The sequence below is a fragment of the Arthrobacter sp. FW306-05-C genome (assembly GCF_021801725.1).
Taxonomy (GTDB): domain Bacteria; phylum Actinomycetota; class Actinomycetes; order Actinomycetales; family Micrococcaceae; genus Arthrobacter.
Genome location: NZ_CP084556.1, coordinates 655,572 through 670,776 on the forward strand (window position 1 = coordinate 655,572; position 15,205 = coordinate 670,776).

The 15,205-nt window shown below is 66.7% G+C and carries 11 protein-coding genes and 1 tRNA gene; 2 read left to right on the top strand and 10 right to left on the bottom strand.

Annotation, left to right across the window (positions count from 1 at the left end; all coding sequences use genetic code 11):
* Positions 1-140: 140 nt before the first annotated feature.
* The 5 genes from LFT44_RS03185 to LFT44_RS03205 all read right to left on the bottom strand — a co-directional run bounded on the left by LFT44_RS03185 (position 141) and on the right by LFT44_RS03205 (position 5,284).
* Positions 141-803 carry a TetR/AcrR family transcriptional regulator gene (locus LFT44_RS03185; RefSeq protein WP_236801053.1) on the bottom strand — a complete coding sequence of 221 codons (663 nt, stop codon included), beginning with the start codon at positions 801-803 and terminating at the stop codon, positions 141-143.
* Positions 800-2,836 (bottom strand): YhgE/Pip family protein, encoded by a 2,037-nt coding sequence (locus LFT44_RS03190; protein ID WP_236801054.1) that lies wholly within the window; start codon positions 2,834-2,836, stop codon positions 800-802. The genes LFT44_RS03185 and LFT44_RS03190 overlap by 4 nt, the downstream gene beginning before the upstream one ends.
* On the bottom strand, positions 2,833-3,609 hold the full coding sequence (locus tag LFT44_RS03195; protein ID WP_236802782.1) for an ABC transporter ATP-binding protein: 777 nt from the start codon (positions 3,607-3,609) through the stop codon (positions 2,833-2,835). The genes LFT44_RS03190 and LFT44_RS03195 overlap by 4 nt, the downstream gene beginning before the upstream one ends.
* A 68-nt stretch (positions 3,610-3,677) precedes the next feature.
* On the bottom strand, positions 3,678-5,132 hold the full coding sequence (locus tag LFT44_RS03200) for a dihydrolipoyl dehydrogenase family protein (RefSeq protein WP_236801055.1): 1,455 nt from the start codon (positions 5,130-5,132) through the stop codon (positions 3,678-3,680).
* A 75-nt stretch (positions 5,133-5,207) separates the two neighbouring features.
* Positions 5,208-5,284 (bottom strand) — tRNA-Arg (locus LFT44_RS03205).
* A 276-nt stretch (positions 5,285-5,560) separates the two neighbouring features.
* On the opposite strand from LFT44_RS03205, the gene LFT44_RS03210 reads away from it, so the two are divergent.
* The gene (locus LFT44_RS03210; protein WP_236801056.1) at positions 5,561-7,387 is read left to right on the top strand and encodes a phosphoenolpyruvate carboxykinase (GTP); all 1,827 of its coding nucleotides are present in this window, start codon (positions 5,561-5,563) and stop codon (positions 7,385-7,387) included.
* 154 nt (positions 7,388-7,541) lie between these two features.
* Here LFT44_RS03210 and LFT44_RS03215 read toward each other — a convergent pair whose 3' ends face one another.
* The 4 genes from LFT44_RS03215 to LFT44_RS03230 all read right to left on the bottom strand — a co-directional run bounded on the left by LFT44_RS03215 (position 7,542) and on the right by LFT44_RS03230 (position 11,229).
* On the bottom strand, positions 7,542-8,702 hold the full coding sequence (locus LFT44_RS03215; protein WP_236801058.1) for a globin domain-containing protein: 1,161 nt from the start codon (positions 8,700-8,702) through the stop codon (positions 7,542-7,544).
* 139 nt (positions 8,703-8,841) lie between these two features.
* Positions 8,842-9,291 carry an RrF2 family transcriptional regulator gene (locus tag LFT44_RS03220; protein WP_236801060.1) on the bottom strand — a complete coding sequence of 150 codons (450 nt, stop codon included), beginning with the start codon at positions 9,289-9,291 and terminating at the stop codon, positions 8,842-8,844.
* A gap of 15 nt (positions 9,292-9,306) precedes the next feature.
* Positions 9,307-9,804 carry a hypothetical protein gene (locus tag LFT44_RS03225; protein ID WP_236801062.1) on the bottom strand — a complete coding sequence of 166 codons (498 nt, stop codon included), beginning with the start codon at positions 9,802-9,804 and terminating at the stop codon, positions 9,307-9,309.
* Between the two features lie 6 nt (positions 9,805-9,810).
* Positions 9,811-11,229 carry a phosphomannomutase/phosphoglucomutase gene (locus LFT44_RS03230; protein WP_236801063.1) on the bottom strand — a complete coding sequence of 473 codons (1,419 nt, stop codon included), beginning with the start codon at positions 11,227-11,229 and terminating at the stop codon, positions 9,811-9,813.
* A gap of 138 nt (positions 11,230-11,367) precedes the next feature.
* Here LFT44_RS03230 and LFT44_RS03235 point away from each other — a divergent pair, with 138 nt between their 5' ends.
* Positions 11,368-13,572 carry a RecQ family ATP-dependent DNA helicase gene (locus tag LFT44_RS03235; protein WP_236801064.1) on the top strand — a complete coding sequence of 735 codons (2,205 nt, stop codon included), beginning with the start codon at positions 11,368-11,370 and terminating at the stop codon, positions 13,570-13,572.
* On the opposite strand, the gene LFT44_RS03240 is transcribed toward LFT44_RS03235, so the two are convergent.
* Positions 13,496-15,109 carry an MFS transporter gene (locus LFT44_RS03240; protein WP_236801065.1) on the bottom strand — a complete coding sequence of 538 codons (1,614 nt, stop codon included), beginning with the start codon at positions 15,107-15,109 and terminating at the stop codon, positions 13,496-13,498. The genes LFT44_RS03235 and LFT44_RS03240 overlap by 77 nt on opposite strands.
* Between the last annotated feature and the right edge of the window lie 96 nt (positions 15,110-15,205).

The following is a 15,205-nucleotide window of genomic DNA, read 5'->3' on the forward strand; positions in this document are numbered from 1 at the left end:
GGCCAGCGCCAGGACGCCCAGGAAGGCGAGGAACACCGGCTCGGCGAGGGTCATCGCGGTAAGCACCAGCAGCCCCGCAGCGACGACGCCGCAGATCACCGCAAACTTTCCGCTCTTTCCCGTATGGCGCATGTGCTCCATCATCCCCGAGGAGCAAGCCCCTTCAGGACGTAGCCGCGCATGATGGCCATGATTGCTGCAACACTTTGGTCACGGGTGCGCTCGGGGTTGTACGTCTGCCGGTCCAGGCCCACCACGAAGCAGGCCCCGAAAATGGCGGTCTCCAGGCTGCCCCGGGATACCGAATCATCCACCGGGTAGGCCTTGGCCACCTTCTCCACGGCCTGGCCGATGACCTCCAGGAGCTCGGCGCGCAGCACCGAGAAGGTACCCTGCCACTCGCTGGGGATCCGCCAGTTCTCGCTGACCCAAAGGCGGGCGAAGGAAGGGTACTCCGCCATGAAATCCATGGCCTGCCCGATCATCGCCTCCATGGCCAGCAGCGGGTCACTGCCCGTCCCTTCGGCGTCGGCGGCCTCGAGCAGCCTCGCCTTGAGAATGTCCACGCCGTGCCGCAGGAGCTGCGCGATCAGCTCGGACTTGCTGCCGAAGTTGTAGTACACGGTGCCCTTGGAAACTCCCGCGGCTGCCGCGATCTCATCGACCGTGACGCTGGCCGCCCCGCGCTCGCCGATCAGTTCCATGGAGGCATCGAAGAGCTTTTGGCGGGTGGCGTTGGTCCTGGCCGGGCGGAGGCTTTTGGCAGCGGCCGTGGGTTCAGTGGCCGTGGGTTCCGTGGTCATACTGCGATCTCCGGTTTCAGCGTCTTGAGCGTCCAGTACTTGTTCTTGCGTACCGCGAGCGTGGACAGGGCCGCGCCCAGCAGCGTGTAACCCACCAGTCCTGCCAGGGTGGGGAGGATCATGGACAGGTCGCCGCCGTAGATCAGGTGCCGCATGCCGGTCACCACGTACCCCATGGGCAGAATCTGGTGCACAACGTGCAGCGGCTGCGGAGTGGTCTGCCACGGGAACGTGCCGCCGGATGACACCAGCTGCAGCACCAGCAGGATCAGCACCACCAGTTTGCCAGGTGAACCGAGCAGGGCCACCACGCCTTGGATGAGCGCGCTGAATGCCATTGCGGCGGCCAGCATGAACATCCACATCAGCACCGGGTGGGCGGGGTCCAGCCCCAGTGCGACATCCACCACCAGGGTCAGGAGGGAGGCCTGCACCACCGAGACCAGCAGGAAAGGCAGCCAGCCGCCCAAAGCGATCTTCCAGCTCGGCGCGTTGGAGGCCAGCGCCCGCTGCGTGATGGGCCGCATGGCCTGGACCAGCATGAAGATTCCGATCCACATGGCCAGCGTAAGGAAGAACGGTGCCAGCCCGGCGCCGTAGGACCCTGCCTTCGCCTGCGAGACGTTGCTGACCGCCACGGGATCGGCCATCACCCGGGACAGGTTGTTCTTCTGGGCATCGTCGGGGTTGGGGACCTGCCCGGCGCCCTTCCCGATCTCGTCTGCCAGCGTCCGTGAGCCGGTGGCTGCCTGGGCCGCACCATCGGAAACCTGGGCGGCGCCGGCGTCCACCTTCTTTGCTCCGTCGGCAAGGCTTGCGGCGCCGTCGACGGCGGACTGCTCGCCGGCTGCCAACGCTGCGGCGCCGGCGTGCAGCTGGTCAGCCCCTGCCGAGGCCTGTCCGATGGCATCCTTGAGGGCCGGCATTCCGGCCGCCAGCTGGGCTGCGCCCGCGCTGACTGCCTGGGAACCGTCGGCGAGTTGCTGGACCTGGGCCGCGTCGGTCTGGATTTTGCTCCTGGCCGTTGCCACGGGGCTGGAAGCCGCTGCGGCGTCGAAGTCGGCCAGGACTTTGTTTGCCTGGTCCTGGGTCAGGATGCCGGAGGCCACCAGCCTGCTGTTGGACTCCACCACGCGTGAGCGGAGGCCCTGGTCCGCGGCGTCCAACTGGGCTGCCACATCCTGGACCTTGGCGTTGAGCTGTGCGTTTCCGGCCGCGACCTGGGCTGCACCGGAGGCGAGCCGTTGCGTGTCCGCTGGCAGGCTGGCTGTCTTGTCCTTGAGGACTGCCAGGCCGCTGCTGAGCTGCCCCGCGCCGTCGGTCAGCTGGTTGGCGCCGTCGCGCAGTTTCAGCTGGCCGGCGTACAACTGGTCCGCGCCGCTGCTCAGGGCCGAGGTCCCTTCGTGGAGGGTGACGGTTCCGTCCCTCAGGGTGGCCACGCCGTCGGCCAGCTGCGAAGCGCCGTCCGCGGCCTGGACCATCTTGGAGTGGATAGTGCCGAAACCTGTCAGCAGCTGGTTGGCGGTCTCCTCACCCACCTCTTTGGCCACCGTTGCGTGCACGGCCGTGGTCAGCTTGTCCACGATGGTGCTCAGGAGGTAGTTGTTCGCATCGTTGGTAGTGACGTTCAGCATCGCCTGGCTGGCGGAGTCGAAGCTGCCGGGGGAGACCAGGTTGGCCGAGAAGTCCTTGGGAATCCGGAGTGCAAAGGCGTACTGCCCGCTCCTGACGCCCGCATCGGCCTCTGCGGAGCTGTCCACTGGAATCCAGTGGAACACGTTGCCTTCCATCAGGCTGTCCGCCACCTTGGTGCCGGCCTCCAGCCGGGTGCCGTCTGCAGCGGTGGCGCCGGAATCCTCCACCACCAGGGCAGCGTCCAGGTTGTTGAGGTGCCCGTAGGGATCCCAGTTCGCGTAGAGGTAGACCGCACCGTAAAGCAGCGGGACCATGGTCAGCGCCAGGATGGTCAGCTTGGGCAGCAGCCCGCCGGTCATGCGCTTGAGTTCGGAGCGGGCCAGCCGCAGGACAGTCACTTGGCAACCTCGGTTTCGAGTGTGGTTTTGGTAGGTTCCGGGTCCTGCCCGGCTTCGGCGGCGTGCTTGCCGGCGGGGGCCGTGGCGTCATTCGCCTGGATGTCATCGCGCGGGTCGGAACTGTCGGCGGAACCGGCAGGGGCAGGCTCGGGCGCGTCATTGCCGATCGCGGCAACCGGGCCGTCCCACCAGCCGGGTACGGCACTGACTGCCGCTACGACGGCGAGCGGCCGCCCGGCGTCGTACGCCAATTCCTGGAGGCGCGGCAGCCACGTGAGACCCTCTGCACTGTGGCGGTCCGGCGAGTCGACCACCAGCAGGTCGGTGCGCGGGTTGGCCAGGGCGAGAGCCGTCAGCAGCTCAAGCCGCCGCCGTGGTTCCAGCTGCTCCGTCCAGAGGTCCGCGATGTCCTCGAACCGGTTGACCTTCAGCCATGGTCCGCTGAGCAGTGCCCCACGGTATCGCCGGGGTATGAGGGCCAGGTCCTCGGTCACCAGGTCGCGGACGCTGAGGTGTTCCTCGGGTTCGTTCACCCCGGGGGAGTCCACCAGGGCCGAAGCCACCCGCAGCTGCTTGGTCCGCGGGCTGCCGTCCCAGCTGACGTCTCCGCTTGTGGCCTTCATCCGGCCGCTGAGCAGGAGGGCCAGGGCGGTCCGCTGAGCCTGGCGCTCGCCGGTGACGAGCAGCAGTTCGCCCCGGCGGAGGCTCAGGGAGGTGGACGGAAGCAGCGGGTCCCGGCGTCCTTTGGCATGGAGCTGGCGTGCTGAGAGCAAGGCGTTGCCTTTCGCAGAAGAAGTCTGCATCAAGGCTAACTGAACTGACTGGTCAGTTCAAATAGAACTCAAAGCCCGTACTTCTCCAGGAGCCGCAGCCACACCTCGCTGATGGTGGGGTAAGAAGGCACGGCATGCCAGAGGCGGTCCAGCGGCACCTCGCCCACCACGGCGATGGTGGCCGCATGCAGCAGTTCGGCAACGTCCGGGCCGGCGAAGGTGGCGCCCAGCAGGACCTTGCGGTCTTCATCAACCACCAGCTGCGCCCACCCTTCGTAGTTCTCGGAGTGGAGCGAGGACCCAGCCACCTGGATGGGCAGTTCTACCGAGGAGGCGTTGTAGCCGTCCTTGTGGGCGGCCTGCAGGGTGCGCCCGACGCTGGCGAGTTCGGGGTCCGTGAAGACCACGCTGGGCACGGCGTGCTGGTTGGCGGTCTGGGCGTACCGGGTCCATTCGCCCGGGGTGCCGTTGAGTTCGCCTTTGGCGCGGGCCGCGATGGCGGCGCCGGTTGCCCGTGCCTCGTACTTGCCTTGGTGGGTGAAGAGGTTCTTGCCCGCCGCGTCTCCCACGGCGTAGAGCCAGGGTTCGTCGCCCGGCGTTCCCTGGACCAGGCCGGAGCTGTCCGCCGTCAGGGTCAGGTGCCCGGATTCGTCGGGCTCAAAGCCAATGTTTTCCAGGCCGAGGCCCTCCAATGCCGGGTGCCTTCCTGTGGAAACCAGCACCTTCTCCGAGGTGATCGTGGATCCGTCGCCCAGGGTGAGGGTGATAGTGCCGTTGTCGTTCCCGCTGATCCGCTCTGTGGCAGTATTCAGGCGGAGCTCGACGCCGTCCGCCCGCAGCCCCGCCGCAACGAGTTCAGCGGCCTCCTTTGGAAAGTTGCCCAGCAAGCCGCTGCGGGCCACCAGGGTGACACTCGAGCCCAGCCGCGCGAAGGCCTGGGCGAGTTCAACTCCGGCCACCCCGCCGCCCAGTACTAACAGCCGATTCGGCACCTCACTCGCCGACGTCGCTTCCCGTGTTCCCCATACCTGCACGTCCTGCAGGCCTTCGATAGGGGGAGTGTTCGGGGCGGAGCCGGTAGCCAGGACCACGGCGTGCCGCGCGCGCAGCCGGTGTTGGGTCCCGTCCAGGCCCGCCACCTCCACTGCTTTGGGGCCGGTCAACCAGCCATGGCCGCGCACCAGTTCGATGCCCGTGTCCTCCACCCAGGAAGCCTGGCTGTCATCCTGCCAGTTGGAGGTGAAATAGTTCCTGCGTTCCAGGACGGCGGCCGCATCCAGGGTCCGGGTCACCGCCTCCTTGGCGCCGGGGGTGGTCTGCGCTCCATGCAAGGCGGTGCCGGGACGAAGCAGGGCCTTTGACGGCATGCACGCCCAGTAGGAGCATTCACCGCCCACCAGTTCCGCTTCCACGAGCACGGCCGTGAGCCCGCCCTCGACGACGCGGCCGGCCGCGTTTTCCCCTACGGCGCCTGCGCCGATAACAACAACATCAAATTCGCGCTCAGCGGCCTCGGGCATCATGTGCAAAGCCTAACCGTGATGGCTGGCCCGCCTGTACAAAAAAGGTCCGCACCGGCGAACCGGTGCGGACCTTGTTGGTGCGCCCAAAGGGATTCGAACCCCTGACCTTCTGTTCCGTAGACAGACGCTCTATCCAGCTGAGCTATGGGCGCATTTCGTGTCCCGGGAGAAGAACCGCTCTCCCCGAACCTCGAATTACTTTACGCGAGCAGCGGCCTGATGCCAAATCGGAGCACCTGTAATCTCCGCAACTAGACCGGTATAGGTGACCTTCGTCACTTAATCCGCGGATTTGTGGCGATAATTCCTTGATTTTCCGCGGAATTCACTTTCGGTGACCTGAGATGTCAGTCAAAATCCCCAAAAACCCCACTGGTCCGGACCATAGCATTTAGCTCACACCGATGAACCCGAGGAAGGGAACTGCAATGGGCGATCTGGCGCAGAAGCCGCTGCTTGAGAAAGCACCCACCACACATGCCGGTCTGCTGGCATGGGTCGAAGAGGTTGCTGAGCTTACGCAGCCGGACCGCATCTACTGGGTTGACGGGTCCGAAGAGGAAAACACCCGTCTCACCGACGAACTTGTTGCTGCTGGAACCCTGACCCGGCTCAACCAGGACCTGTTCCCCAACTCCTTCGCCGCGTTCTCAGATCCCGCTGACGTTGCCCGCGTCGAGGAACAGACCTTCATCTGCTCCGAAAACAAGCGCGACGCCGGCTTCACCAATAACTGGATGGAACCCCGCGAGATGAAGGACAAGCTGCGCGGGCTGTTCGCCGGGTCCATGCGCGGCCGCACCATGTACGTCATCCCCTTCGTCATGGGCCACCTCGACGCCGAGGACCCAAAGTTCGGGGTGGAGATCACCGACAGCGCCTACGTTGTGGCCTCCATGCGCATCATGGCCCGCATCGGCACCGATGTCCTGAACCGCATTACGGAAGCCAACGCCTTCTTCGTTCCGGCACTGCACTCCGTGGGCGCTCCGCTGGAACCGGGCCAAGACGACGTGCCGTGGCCGTGCAACCCGGACAAGTGGATTGTCCACTTCCCGGAGGAGCGCTCCATCTGGTCCTTCGGCTCCGGCTACGGCGGCAACGCCCTGCTGGGCAAGAAGTGCTACGCCCTGCGCATCGCCTCCGTCATGGCACGCGACGAAGGCTGGCTGGCAGAGCACATGCTCATCCTTAAGCTGACTTCCCCGGAGCAGAAGACCTACTACGTCGCGGCGGCCTTCCCCTCCGCCTGCGGGAAGACCAACCTCGCACTGCTGGACCCCACCATCAAGGGCTGGAAGGTGGAGACCCTGGGTGACGACATCACCTGGATGCGGTTCGGCAAGGAAGGCGAGCTGCGTGCCGTCAACCCCGAGGCCGGCCTCTTCGGTGTTGCGCCGGGCACCGGCTGGGGCACCAACCCCAACGCCATGCGCGCCATCGCCAAGGGCAACAGCATCTTCACCAACGTGGCACTGACCGACGACGGCGGTGTCTGGTGGGAGGGCATGACGGACGAGGTCCCTTCGCACCTGACCGACTGGCAGGGCAACTCCTGGACCCCGGACTCCGACAAGCCGGCAGCGCACCCCAACTCCCGCTTCTGCACCCCGATCGACCAGATCGACATGGTGGCCGAGGAGTACCACAACCCCGACGGCGTGGAGCTCTCAGCCATCTTGTTCGGCGGCCGCCGCAAGACCACTATCCCGCTGGTCACCGAGGCCCGCAGCTGGTCCAACGGCATCTTCATGGGCTCCACCCTGTCCTCCGAGACAACGGCTGCTGCTGCCGGCGCCGTCGGTGTGGTCCGGCGCGACCCCATGGCCATGCTGCCCTTCATCGGCTACGACGCAGGCGACTACCTCAACCACTGGGTCAACCTGTCCGCCAAGGCCAACCCGGAGCGGCTGCCCAGGATCTTCCTGGTCAACTGGTTCCGCCGGAACTCCGAGGGCGGTTTCGCCTGGCCCGGATTCGGCGACAACGCGCGCGTCCTCAAGTGGGCCATCGAGCGCCTCGAGGGCAAGGCGGACGCCGTTGAAACCCCCATCGGGTTCGTGCCCACCGGCGACGCCATTGACCTGGACGGCCTGGACATGACCCCCGCGCAGGTGGAGGAAGCCGTCAAGGTCGACCCCGCTGAATGGGCCACCGAGCTTGCCTCGATCGAGGAATGGTTCGGCAACTTCGGCGAGTCCCTGCCGCAGGCACTGCAGTCCGAGCTGGCCGGCCTCAAGGCCCGCCTCGGCTGATCAGGCTTCACCGCAATAAGTACGACGACGGCCCCGCACCTTTTGTGAAAGGTGCGGGGCCGTCGTCGTTCCCGAAGAGCTCTGGGCCCACTCCCTCGATTGCTCCGCACTTGTCGTTTTCAACCGGCAAAACGACAAGTGCGGAGCAGTGGATTCAGCTGGCGAGCCAGATGTCCGGGCCGAAGACCTCGTAGTGGATGCGCGTGGCGGGGATGCCGGCGTTGATGGCCTCATTGCGGATGTTCTTCATGAATGGAAGCGGGCCGCAGAGGTATAGCGAGGCGTTCGCGGGAAGGTCCACTTCGCGCAGGGACATGAAGCCTTCCTTGGCGCCGTCCACCGGCTTTTCAAGCCAAAGCTGCAGTTCGGCACCGTCGAGGCGTTCCACGTCGTCCGTCATCTGGCTGCGCAGGGCCCAGCTGTCCAGGGTGCTTTCTGCGTGCAGCACCAGGACCTGCCGGTCGGAGCCGGACTCGGCAAGGGAGCGGAGGATGGAGGCGGTGGGGGTGCAGCCGATGCCCGCCGACGCGAGGACCACCGGGCCGTCGCCCTCCTTCAACGTGATCTCACCGTAGGCGTTGGAAATTTCGACGACGTCACCCACCTGGACGGTGTTGTGCAGGACGGGGGAGACCTCGCCGCCGTCGTCCAGTTTCGTGGTGAAGGTGCGGCTGGTGCCGGCGTCACCGGAGAGGGAGTACTGCCGGACCTGGCGCAGGCCGTCCGCAACCGCCACCTTGACGCTGATGTACTGGCCGGGCAGGGCGGGGGTGACGGGGGTGTCATCCGCTGGTTCCAGGGTGAAGGTCATGGACCCGGTTCCCGCGGGAGTCTTCGCGGCCACACGCCAGGGGGTCCACATCCTGTCATTGGCCTGGGCGGCGTAGAGGCCCTTCTCGAGCTTGATCAAAGCATCTGCCATCAGCCAGTACACCTCGGTCCAGGCTTCGGCGATCTCCGGCGTGATGACCTCGGCCAGGTCTTCGGCGATGGCCGCGAACAGGTGCTCGTAGACCACCTGGTACTGCGGTTCGGTGATGCCCAGGGAAGCGTGCCGGTGGGCGATGCGCGAAAGGACGGTTTCCGGCAGGGTGCCCGGGTTGTTGACCAGGTGGGTGGCGAAGGCGGCGATGCTCCCGGCGAGCGCCTGCTGCTGGTTGCCGGAGCGCTGGTTGGAGCGGCTGAACAAGCCATCCATCAGTTCTGGGTGCGCCGCGAAAAGGCGGGCGTAGAAGTTGGGGGTGATGGATCCGATCCGGGAGCCGACCAGCGGCAGGGTGGCCTCGATGACGGGGCGGGACTTGTCCGAGAGCATCTGTACTCCTGAGGTTATGGCCGGGGCCTTCGTCCGGCCGGAGGAAAACTCATATTTCAAATACAAGTATTTCTGACTCAGTTCTACACCTTGTAGAAGTTTGATCCAAACCGATAGCAAGCGCCCGGTTATGGGGAAGCTATAGCCCGGGCCGGAGGCCGATCATTTGGAAAACCGGCGCCATCTGCCGGGCCTGCGGAAGGTCGGCGATCACTACGGAGTCGAGCTCGGCGTAGAAGGCCTCACGGGCGCGGGCCAGCGCACTCCTGAGTTTGCACTCGTTGATCAGGGGGCAATTGCCGCCCGGCGCCACGCAGTCGGCGGGATCCGTACGGGTGTCCAGCTGCCGCAGGATCTGGCCCACCGTGGCCACCCGCCCGGCATGGCTGAGCCGCGAGCCGCCGGACCGGCCGCGGACCACCTCGATCAGCCCCATGCTCCGCAGCTTGGCCATGGCCTTGCTCACGTGGTTGTAGGGCGTCCCCACGGAGTCCGCGATGCTCTGGGTGGTGAGCAGCGTTCCGTCCGGCACGGCTGCGAGCACCATGAGCGCGCGCAGGCTGACGTCGGCGAAGGCGTTGATCTTCATTGCTGGAGTTCCGGTCTAGTCCACCCAGATAGTGGGCTCGCTGGCGTCCGCGCCCAACTCACCAAATTCCCAGGTCTGGGTGGTCGCGTTGGCCGAGTACGGCAGGACGGCTGCGAAGAGGGAACCGTCCCGGTGCTCAGCCGCCACGTGGATGGCGTCCGAATCCTCCTCCACCAGGAGGATGTCGCAGACCACGGCCGCGGCCCGGAAGTCGTCCCTGTTCTGGCGCAGGAGTGCCTGCAGGTCGTTGATCATGGCGTCGGCGTCGAAGTCCCCGTCCATGCCTTCCGCGGCATCTGCCGGGGAGACGGCAACCAGCCGCACCTCGCCGTCGTTCTGGACTGTCAGTGCGAAGGGCAGGAAGCCGCCATTGCGCTGAAGCTGCTCCTGGGCCGCGCTGACGCCCGTGCCCAGGAGATTCTCCAAGTCAGTTGCCGTGGCTTCGGAGACGGAATCGCGCCAGCTGTCCTGCCCGCCGTTGCCGTCCGCTGCCTGCCCCGTGTAGTCGGTCATCCGGTACTAGGCCCGTACCAGGGACAGGACGCGGTCGCGGATGCGTTCCATGGTGGCCCGGTCCGTGGCCTCGGCGTTGAGCCGCAGGAACGGCTCGGTGTTGGACGGGCGCAGGTTGAACCAGTAGCTGCCGTCGTTGGCGGTGAACGTGCTGCCGTCCAGGTTGTCGATGGTCAGGTCCTGGTCGGCGAAGGCCTGGCGTACCCGCTCCACCGCTGCCGGCTTGTCCTCCACCTCGGAGTTGATCTCGCCGGAGCTGACGTAGGGCTCGTATTCCCGTGCCAGCTCGGACAGCGGGCCGTCCTGCTCGCCAAGGGCAGCCAGGACGTGCATGGCGGCCAGCATGCCGGTGTCCGCGTTCCAGAAGTCGCGGAAGTAGAAGTGCGCCGAGTGCTCGCCGCCGAACACCGCGCCTTCCTTGGCCATGACCGCCTTGATGAAGGAGTGGCCCACGCGCGTGCGGACCGCGCGTCCGCCGTCGTGCTCCACCAGCTCCGCCACGGCGCGCGAGGTGAGCAGGTTGTGGATGATGGTGGGGTTTTCCTCGCCTTGGGCCTTTGCCCGGGCGATTTCGCGGCGGGCCACCATGCCGGTAATGGCCGACGGCGACACGGGCTCGCCCTTTTCATCGATGACGAAGCAGCGGTCGGCGTCGCCGTCGAACGCCAGGCCGATGTCCGCGCCGTGTTCAATGACGGCGGCCTGCAGGTCCCGGAGGTTTTCCGGCTCCAGCGGGTTGGCCGGGTGGTTGGGGAAGGAACCGTCCAGTTCGAAGTAGAGCGGGACGACGTCGAACGGCAGCTTGGGCAGCAGCGCATCCCCCAGGACGGCAGGCGTGGTCAACCCGGCCATGCCGTTGCCGGCGTCCACCACCACCTTCAGGGGGCGGGATGCGGAGAGGTCAACGAGCTTGCGGAGGTACTCGGAGTAGTCCTTGAGCACGTCGCGGACGCTGATGAGGCCCTTGGTGCCGGCGCGGGGAATGGAGCCGGAGTTCAGGTACTGCTCCGCGAGGGCCTGGATGTCCTTGAGGCCCGTTTCGGAGGAGATGGGCACGGCGCCTGCCTTGGCCATCTTGATGCCGTTGTACTCGGCAGGGTTGTGACTGGCGGTGAAGGTTGCGCCGGCGCGGTTGAGGAAACCGCAGGCGAAGTACAGCTCGTCGGTGGAGATCAGGTCCAGCAATTCCACGTTGGCACCCCGCGTTGCCGCTCCGTTCGCGAAGGCCTTGGTGAACTCGGGGGATGAGGGGCGCATGTCGCCGCCCACCACGATGGTCTGGCCCTCAAGCTGCAGGACATCCACGAACGCGGCCCCCACGGCTTCGACGATTTCGGCGGTGATCGACTCGCCTACGATCCCGCGGACGTCGTAGGCCTTGAAGGAGGCCGAGAGATCAAATGTCGTTGTCTGTTCGCTAGTCACGGGCTTTATCTTACGTGGGCGGCGCACCCCGCCAAGGGGCTTCCCGTAACGGGCGCGGCTTTCCGTCGCACTTGTAGCGGTTTCCACATAGGAGCGCAGGCATGCGCAGCTGTCGGAGGGTGCTGGGATACTGAATCAATGGTCAATAACCAGTACGCTTCCCCAGTTTCCGCTGACGCAGTTGCAGATACGGCAGGTCCGGACGCGCCCGGGACCGCCACACATGCCGAGGCGCTTGAGGTGCTTCGCGGGCTGGTAGGCAACCCGGGCGCTGTCTTCCACGACGGCCAGTTTGAAGCCATTGAGGCATTGGTCGACGGCGGGCGGCGGGCTTTGGTGGTCCAGCGCACCGGCTGGGGCAAGTCGGCCGTGTACTTCGTGGCATCCCTCCTGCTGCGGCGCCGGGGAGCCGGGCCCACCCTGATCGTTTCGCCCCTTCTTGCCCTGATGCGGGACCAGGTGGCGGCCGCCGCCCGCGCCGGGGTTCGCGCCGTCGCCATCAACTCCGCCAACCAGTTGGAGTGGGACGCCGTCCGCGGGCAACTCGCCGCCGATGAGGTTGATGTCCTCCTGGTCTCCCCGGAACGGCTCACAAACCCCGCATTCCGGGAGACCCAACTGCCTGAACTCCTCCGACGCACCGGGCTGCTGGTCATCGACGAAGCCCACTGCATTTCCGACTGGGGCCACGACTTCCGCCCGGATTACCGCCGCATCGCGGACCTCATCACCCGGCTGCCGGATTCGGTACCCGTCCTCGCCACCACAGCCACGGCCAACTCCCGGGTGGTGCACGATATCGAAGAACAGCTCGGCGTGGGGGTCCTGACTATCCGCGGGTCCCTGGGCCGTGACTCACTGCGGCTGGGAGTCCTGTCGCTTCCCGATTCCAAAGCTCGACTGGGCTGGCTGCTGACCCACCTGGCCGATCTCCCCGGCAGCGGCATCATTTACACGCTGACAGTTTCCGCGGCGGAGGACACCGCCCGGCTGCTGTCCGAAGCCGGACACAATGTGCTCGCCTATACCGGGCGGACCGATCCGGCAGACCGGGAGCGGGCAGAGCAGCTGCTGAAGGACAACGAGGTCAAGGCGCTGGTGGCCACGTCCGCGCTTGGCATGGGCTTCGACAAGCCCGATCTTGGCTTCGTCGTCCACCTCGGAGCGCCGTCGTCACCGGTCGCCTATTACCAGCAGGTGGGCCGCGCCGGCCGTGGCGCTGCCAACGCCGATGTCCTGCTGCTGCCGGGCTCCGAGGACCGTGAGATCTGGCAATACTTCGCCACCGCCTCCATGCCCTCCGAGGAAAAGGCTGCGGCCGTGCTGACGGCACTGGCCGAGGCCGGTGCAGCCCTGTCAACGGTGGCCCTGGAAGTCCGCGTCGACCTGCGCCGCACGCCGCTGGAGCTGCTCCTGAAAGTGCTGTCGGTGGACGGCGCGGTGGAACGGGTCGGTGGAGGCTGGCGGTCTACCGGCCAACCGTGGGTTTACGACGCGGAGCGGTACAGCCGCATTGCCGAGGCCCGCGTGGACGAGCAGGACTCCATGGTGATCTACCAGGACACTGCAGGCTGCCGGATGGAATACATCACTTCGGTCCTCGACGACGAAACAGCCCGTCCCTGCGGCCGCTGCGACAACTGCGCGGGCCGCTGGTTCCCCGCAGACGTTGCCGCGGATGCCACCGCGGCTGCCGGCCAGACGCTGAGCAGGGCAGGAGGCGTCCTGGAGCCGCGGCTTCAGTGGCCCAGCGGCATGGACCGTTTGGGAGTGCCGGTGAAAGGCAAACTCAAACCGGGCGAAGGCTTGTCGGAGGGGCGCGTCCTGGCCCGGCTGACCGACCTGGGGTGGGGCGGTGCCCTGCGGGAGCTGTTCGCCGCCGGCGCGGAGGACCGGCCGGTGGACCCCGCGATGCTCCAGGCATGTGTGCAGGTCCTGCGCGAATGGGGAACCGGCGACAGCCGGAACCCGGGCTGGAGTGGGGCGGGCCGGCCTGCCGCGATTGTTGGTATGCCGTCCCGGAGCAAGCCGCAGCTGGTGGGCTCACTGGCCCGCGGAATTTCCGACATTGGACGCATTCCCTACCTTGGCGAGCTGCAGCTGGCGCACGGTGGCCCCACCGGCGGCCGTGGCGGCAACAGCGCCTACCGGCTGGCAGGGGTTTGGGACCGGCTGGTGGTGGGCCCGGACCTCGAGGATGCCCTGCAGTCGGTGCAGGGGCAGAGCGTGATGCTGATCGATGACCTCGCCGACAGCCGCTGGACCCTTACCGTCGCGGGGCGCGCCCTTCGGCAGGCCGGGGTGGGAGCGGTACTTCCCCTGGTTCTGGCGCAGGCGGGCTGACCGCAGGCTGGGTGGTGCCAGCTTGGGCAGGCGTAGACATGGCGGCTGTGCCGGAGGTGCCAGGCTGCGTGTCCCCGTCCGCGGTGGTACCCGGCCTGGTGGACTGGTCCTGCCCGTGACCGCGCTGGCTCACTGCCGCCCCCGCATGACGCGGGAGCAGCAGGCTGTCCGCAGTGCTGGCGAGCATCAGGACCGCCATCGCCAGGAACGCACCGCGGAAGGGCCTGGCCGGATCCTGCGGTACCAGCACCGGGCCGTTGAAGGTCCGGATGAGCAGGGCTGCCAGGGCGATGCCTGAACCCGTGCCCAATTGCACGATTGTGGCCGAAACCGTATTGGCGGACGTGAGTTGCGCCGGCGGAATGTCCGCGTACTGCACCGACGCATATGCGGAAAAGCCGATGGAACGGAAGGCGCCGCTGCACACCAGCAGCACGAACATCAACGCTTCCGGGGTCTCCGGCGTCAGGAAGGCACAGGCGGCGAAGGTGATGGCTGATGCCACGGAAGCGAACACCAGCATTGCCTTGAACCCGAACTTCCGGATCAGGGGGGTGGTGGCCGGTTTGATCCCGATGTTGCCCACAAATACTGCCGCCACCATGGCACCGGCCTGCAGCGGTGACCAGCCGAAGCCCGTCTGGAACATGAGCGGCAGCAGGAACGGAACCGAACTGATGGTGACCCGGTATACGAACCCGCCGGTGGCCATGGCCCGGAACGTCCGGGCATGGAAGACCTGGAGATTGAACAGGGGGTGGGGAGCCCGGCGCATCCAGAGCACGGCGGCGGTGAGTGCCACGGCTCCAGCCAGCGCGCTGATCCCGGCCCAGGGCAGCTCCGGATGGCTGCTGGCCAGCTCCAGCCCGGCCACCAGTGCGCCCACCCCAACGGTGGTCAACGCCATGCCGGTCCAGTCCAGCCGTCGGCCGGGGTCTCCCGGTGTCACCGGAACCAGGCGCAGGGCCGCGGCAAACGCTGCTGCGCCGAGGGGGATGTTCACCAGGAAGATCCAGTGCCACGACAGGTAGGTGGTGAGCGCGCCGCCCACGAGCGGTGCGAGGACCGGTGCGAGGAGCCCGGGCCACACCAGGAATGCGGTGGCCCGCAGCAGCTCGGACTTCGGTGTGCCGCGCAGGACCACCAGGGTTCCCACCGGGACCATCATGGCCCCGCCGGCCCCCTGGGCGATGCGGCTCAGGGTCAGCGTGGCCAGGTCCTGGCTGAGGGCGCAGGCCAGCGAAGCGAGGGTGAACACGGCGATGGCAGCACAGAAGATCCGCCTGGCACCGAACCTTTCAGCCAGCCAGCCGCTGATGGGAATTCCAACGGCCACCGTCAGGAGGTAGGCCGTCATGGTGATGTTGACGTCGGCAGCGGGAATGGCGAAGTCAGCCGCGATGCTGGGAATAGCGGTAGTGAGGACCGTGCCGTCCAGGAATTCCATGAAGAAGGTCGCTGCCACCAGGAGTGCCAGGCGAGGGTTCCATCCTGAACTGGTGCCGTCCGGCTGGTGTGGTTTGCTGGGTGCCGCCATGGGCTAATCCTGCCACTGCGGCAACACCTTGCGCCCTGCACGTCCGTGTGGTGGACAGCGCATTCCGACAGCGCAGGCAACGCAAAAGGCCCCGGT

Bases quoted from the DNA above. Each gene is read 5' to 3' on its own strand.
- LFT44_RS03210 (WP_236801056.1), top strand. From the start codon at position 5,561: ATGGGCGATCTGGCGCAGAAGCCGCTGCTTGAGAAAGCACCCACCACA.
- LFT44_RS03240 (WP_236801065.1), bottom strand. From the start codon at position 15,109: ATGGCGGCACCCAGCAAACCACACCAGCCGGACGGCACCAGTTCAGGA.
- LFT44_RS03200 (WP_236801055.1), bottom strand. From the start codon at position 5,132: ATGATGCCCGAGGCCGCTGAGCGCGAATTTGATGTTGTTGTTATCGGC.
- LFT44_RS03220 (WP_236801060.1), bottom strand. From the start codon at position 9,291: ATGAAGATCAACGCCTTCGCCGACGTCAGCCTGCGCGCGCTCATGGTG.
- LFT44_RS03235 (WP_236801064.1), top strand. From the start codon at position 11,368: ATGGTCAATAACCAGTACGCTTCCCCAGTTTCCGCTGACGCAGTTGCA.
- LFT44_RS03185 (WP_236801053.1), bottom strand. From the start codon at position 803: ATGACCACGGAACCCACGGCCACTGAACCCACGGCCGCTGCCAAAAGC.
- LFT44_RS03225 (WP_236801062.1), bottom strand. From the start codon at position 9,804: ATGACCGACTACACGGGGCAGGCAGCGGACGGCAACGGCGGGCAGGAC.
- LFT44_RS03215 (WP_236801058.1), bottom strand. From the start codon at position 8,702: ATGCTCTCGGACAAGTCCCGCCCCGTCATCGAGGCCACCCTGCCGCTG.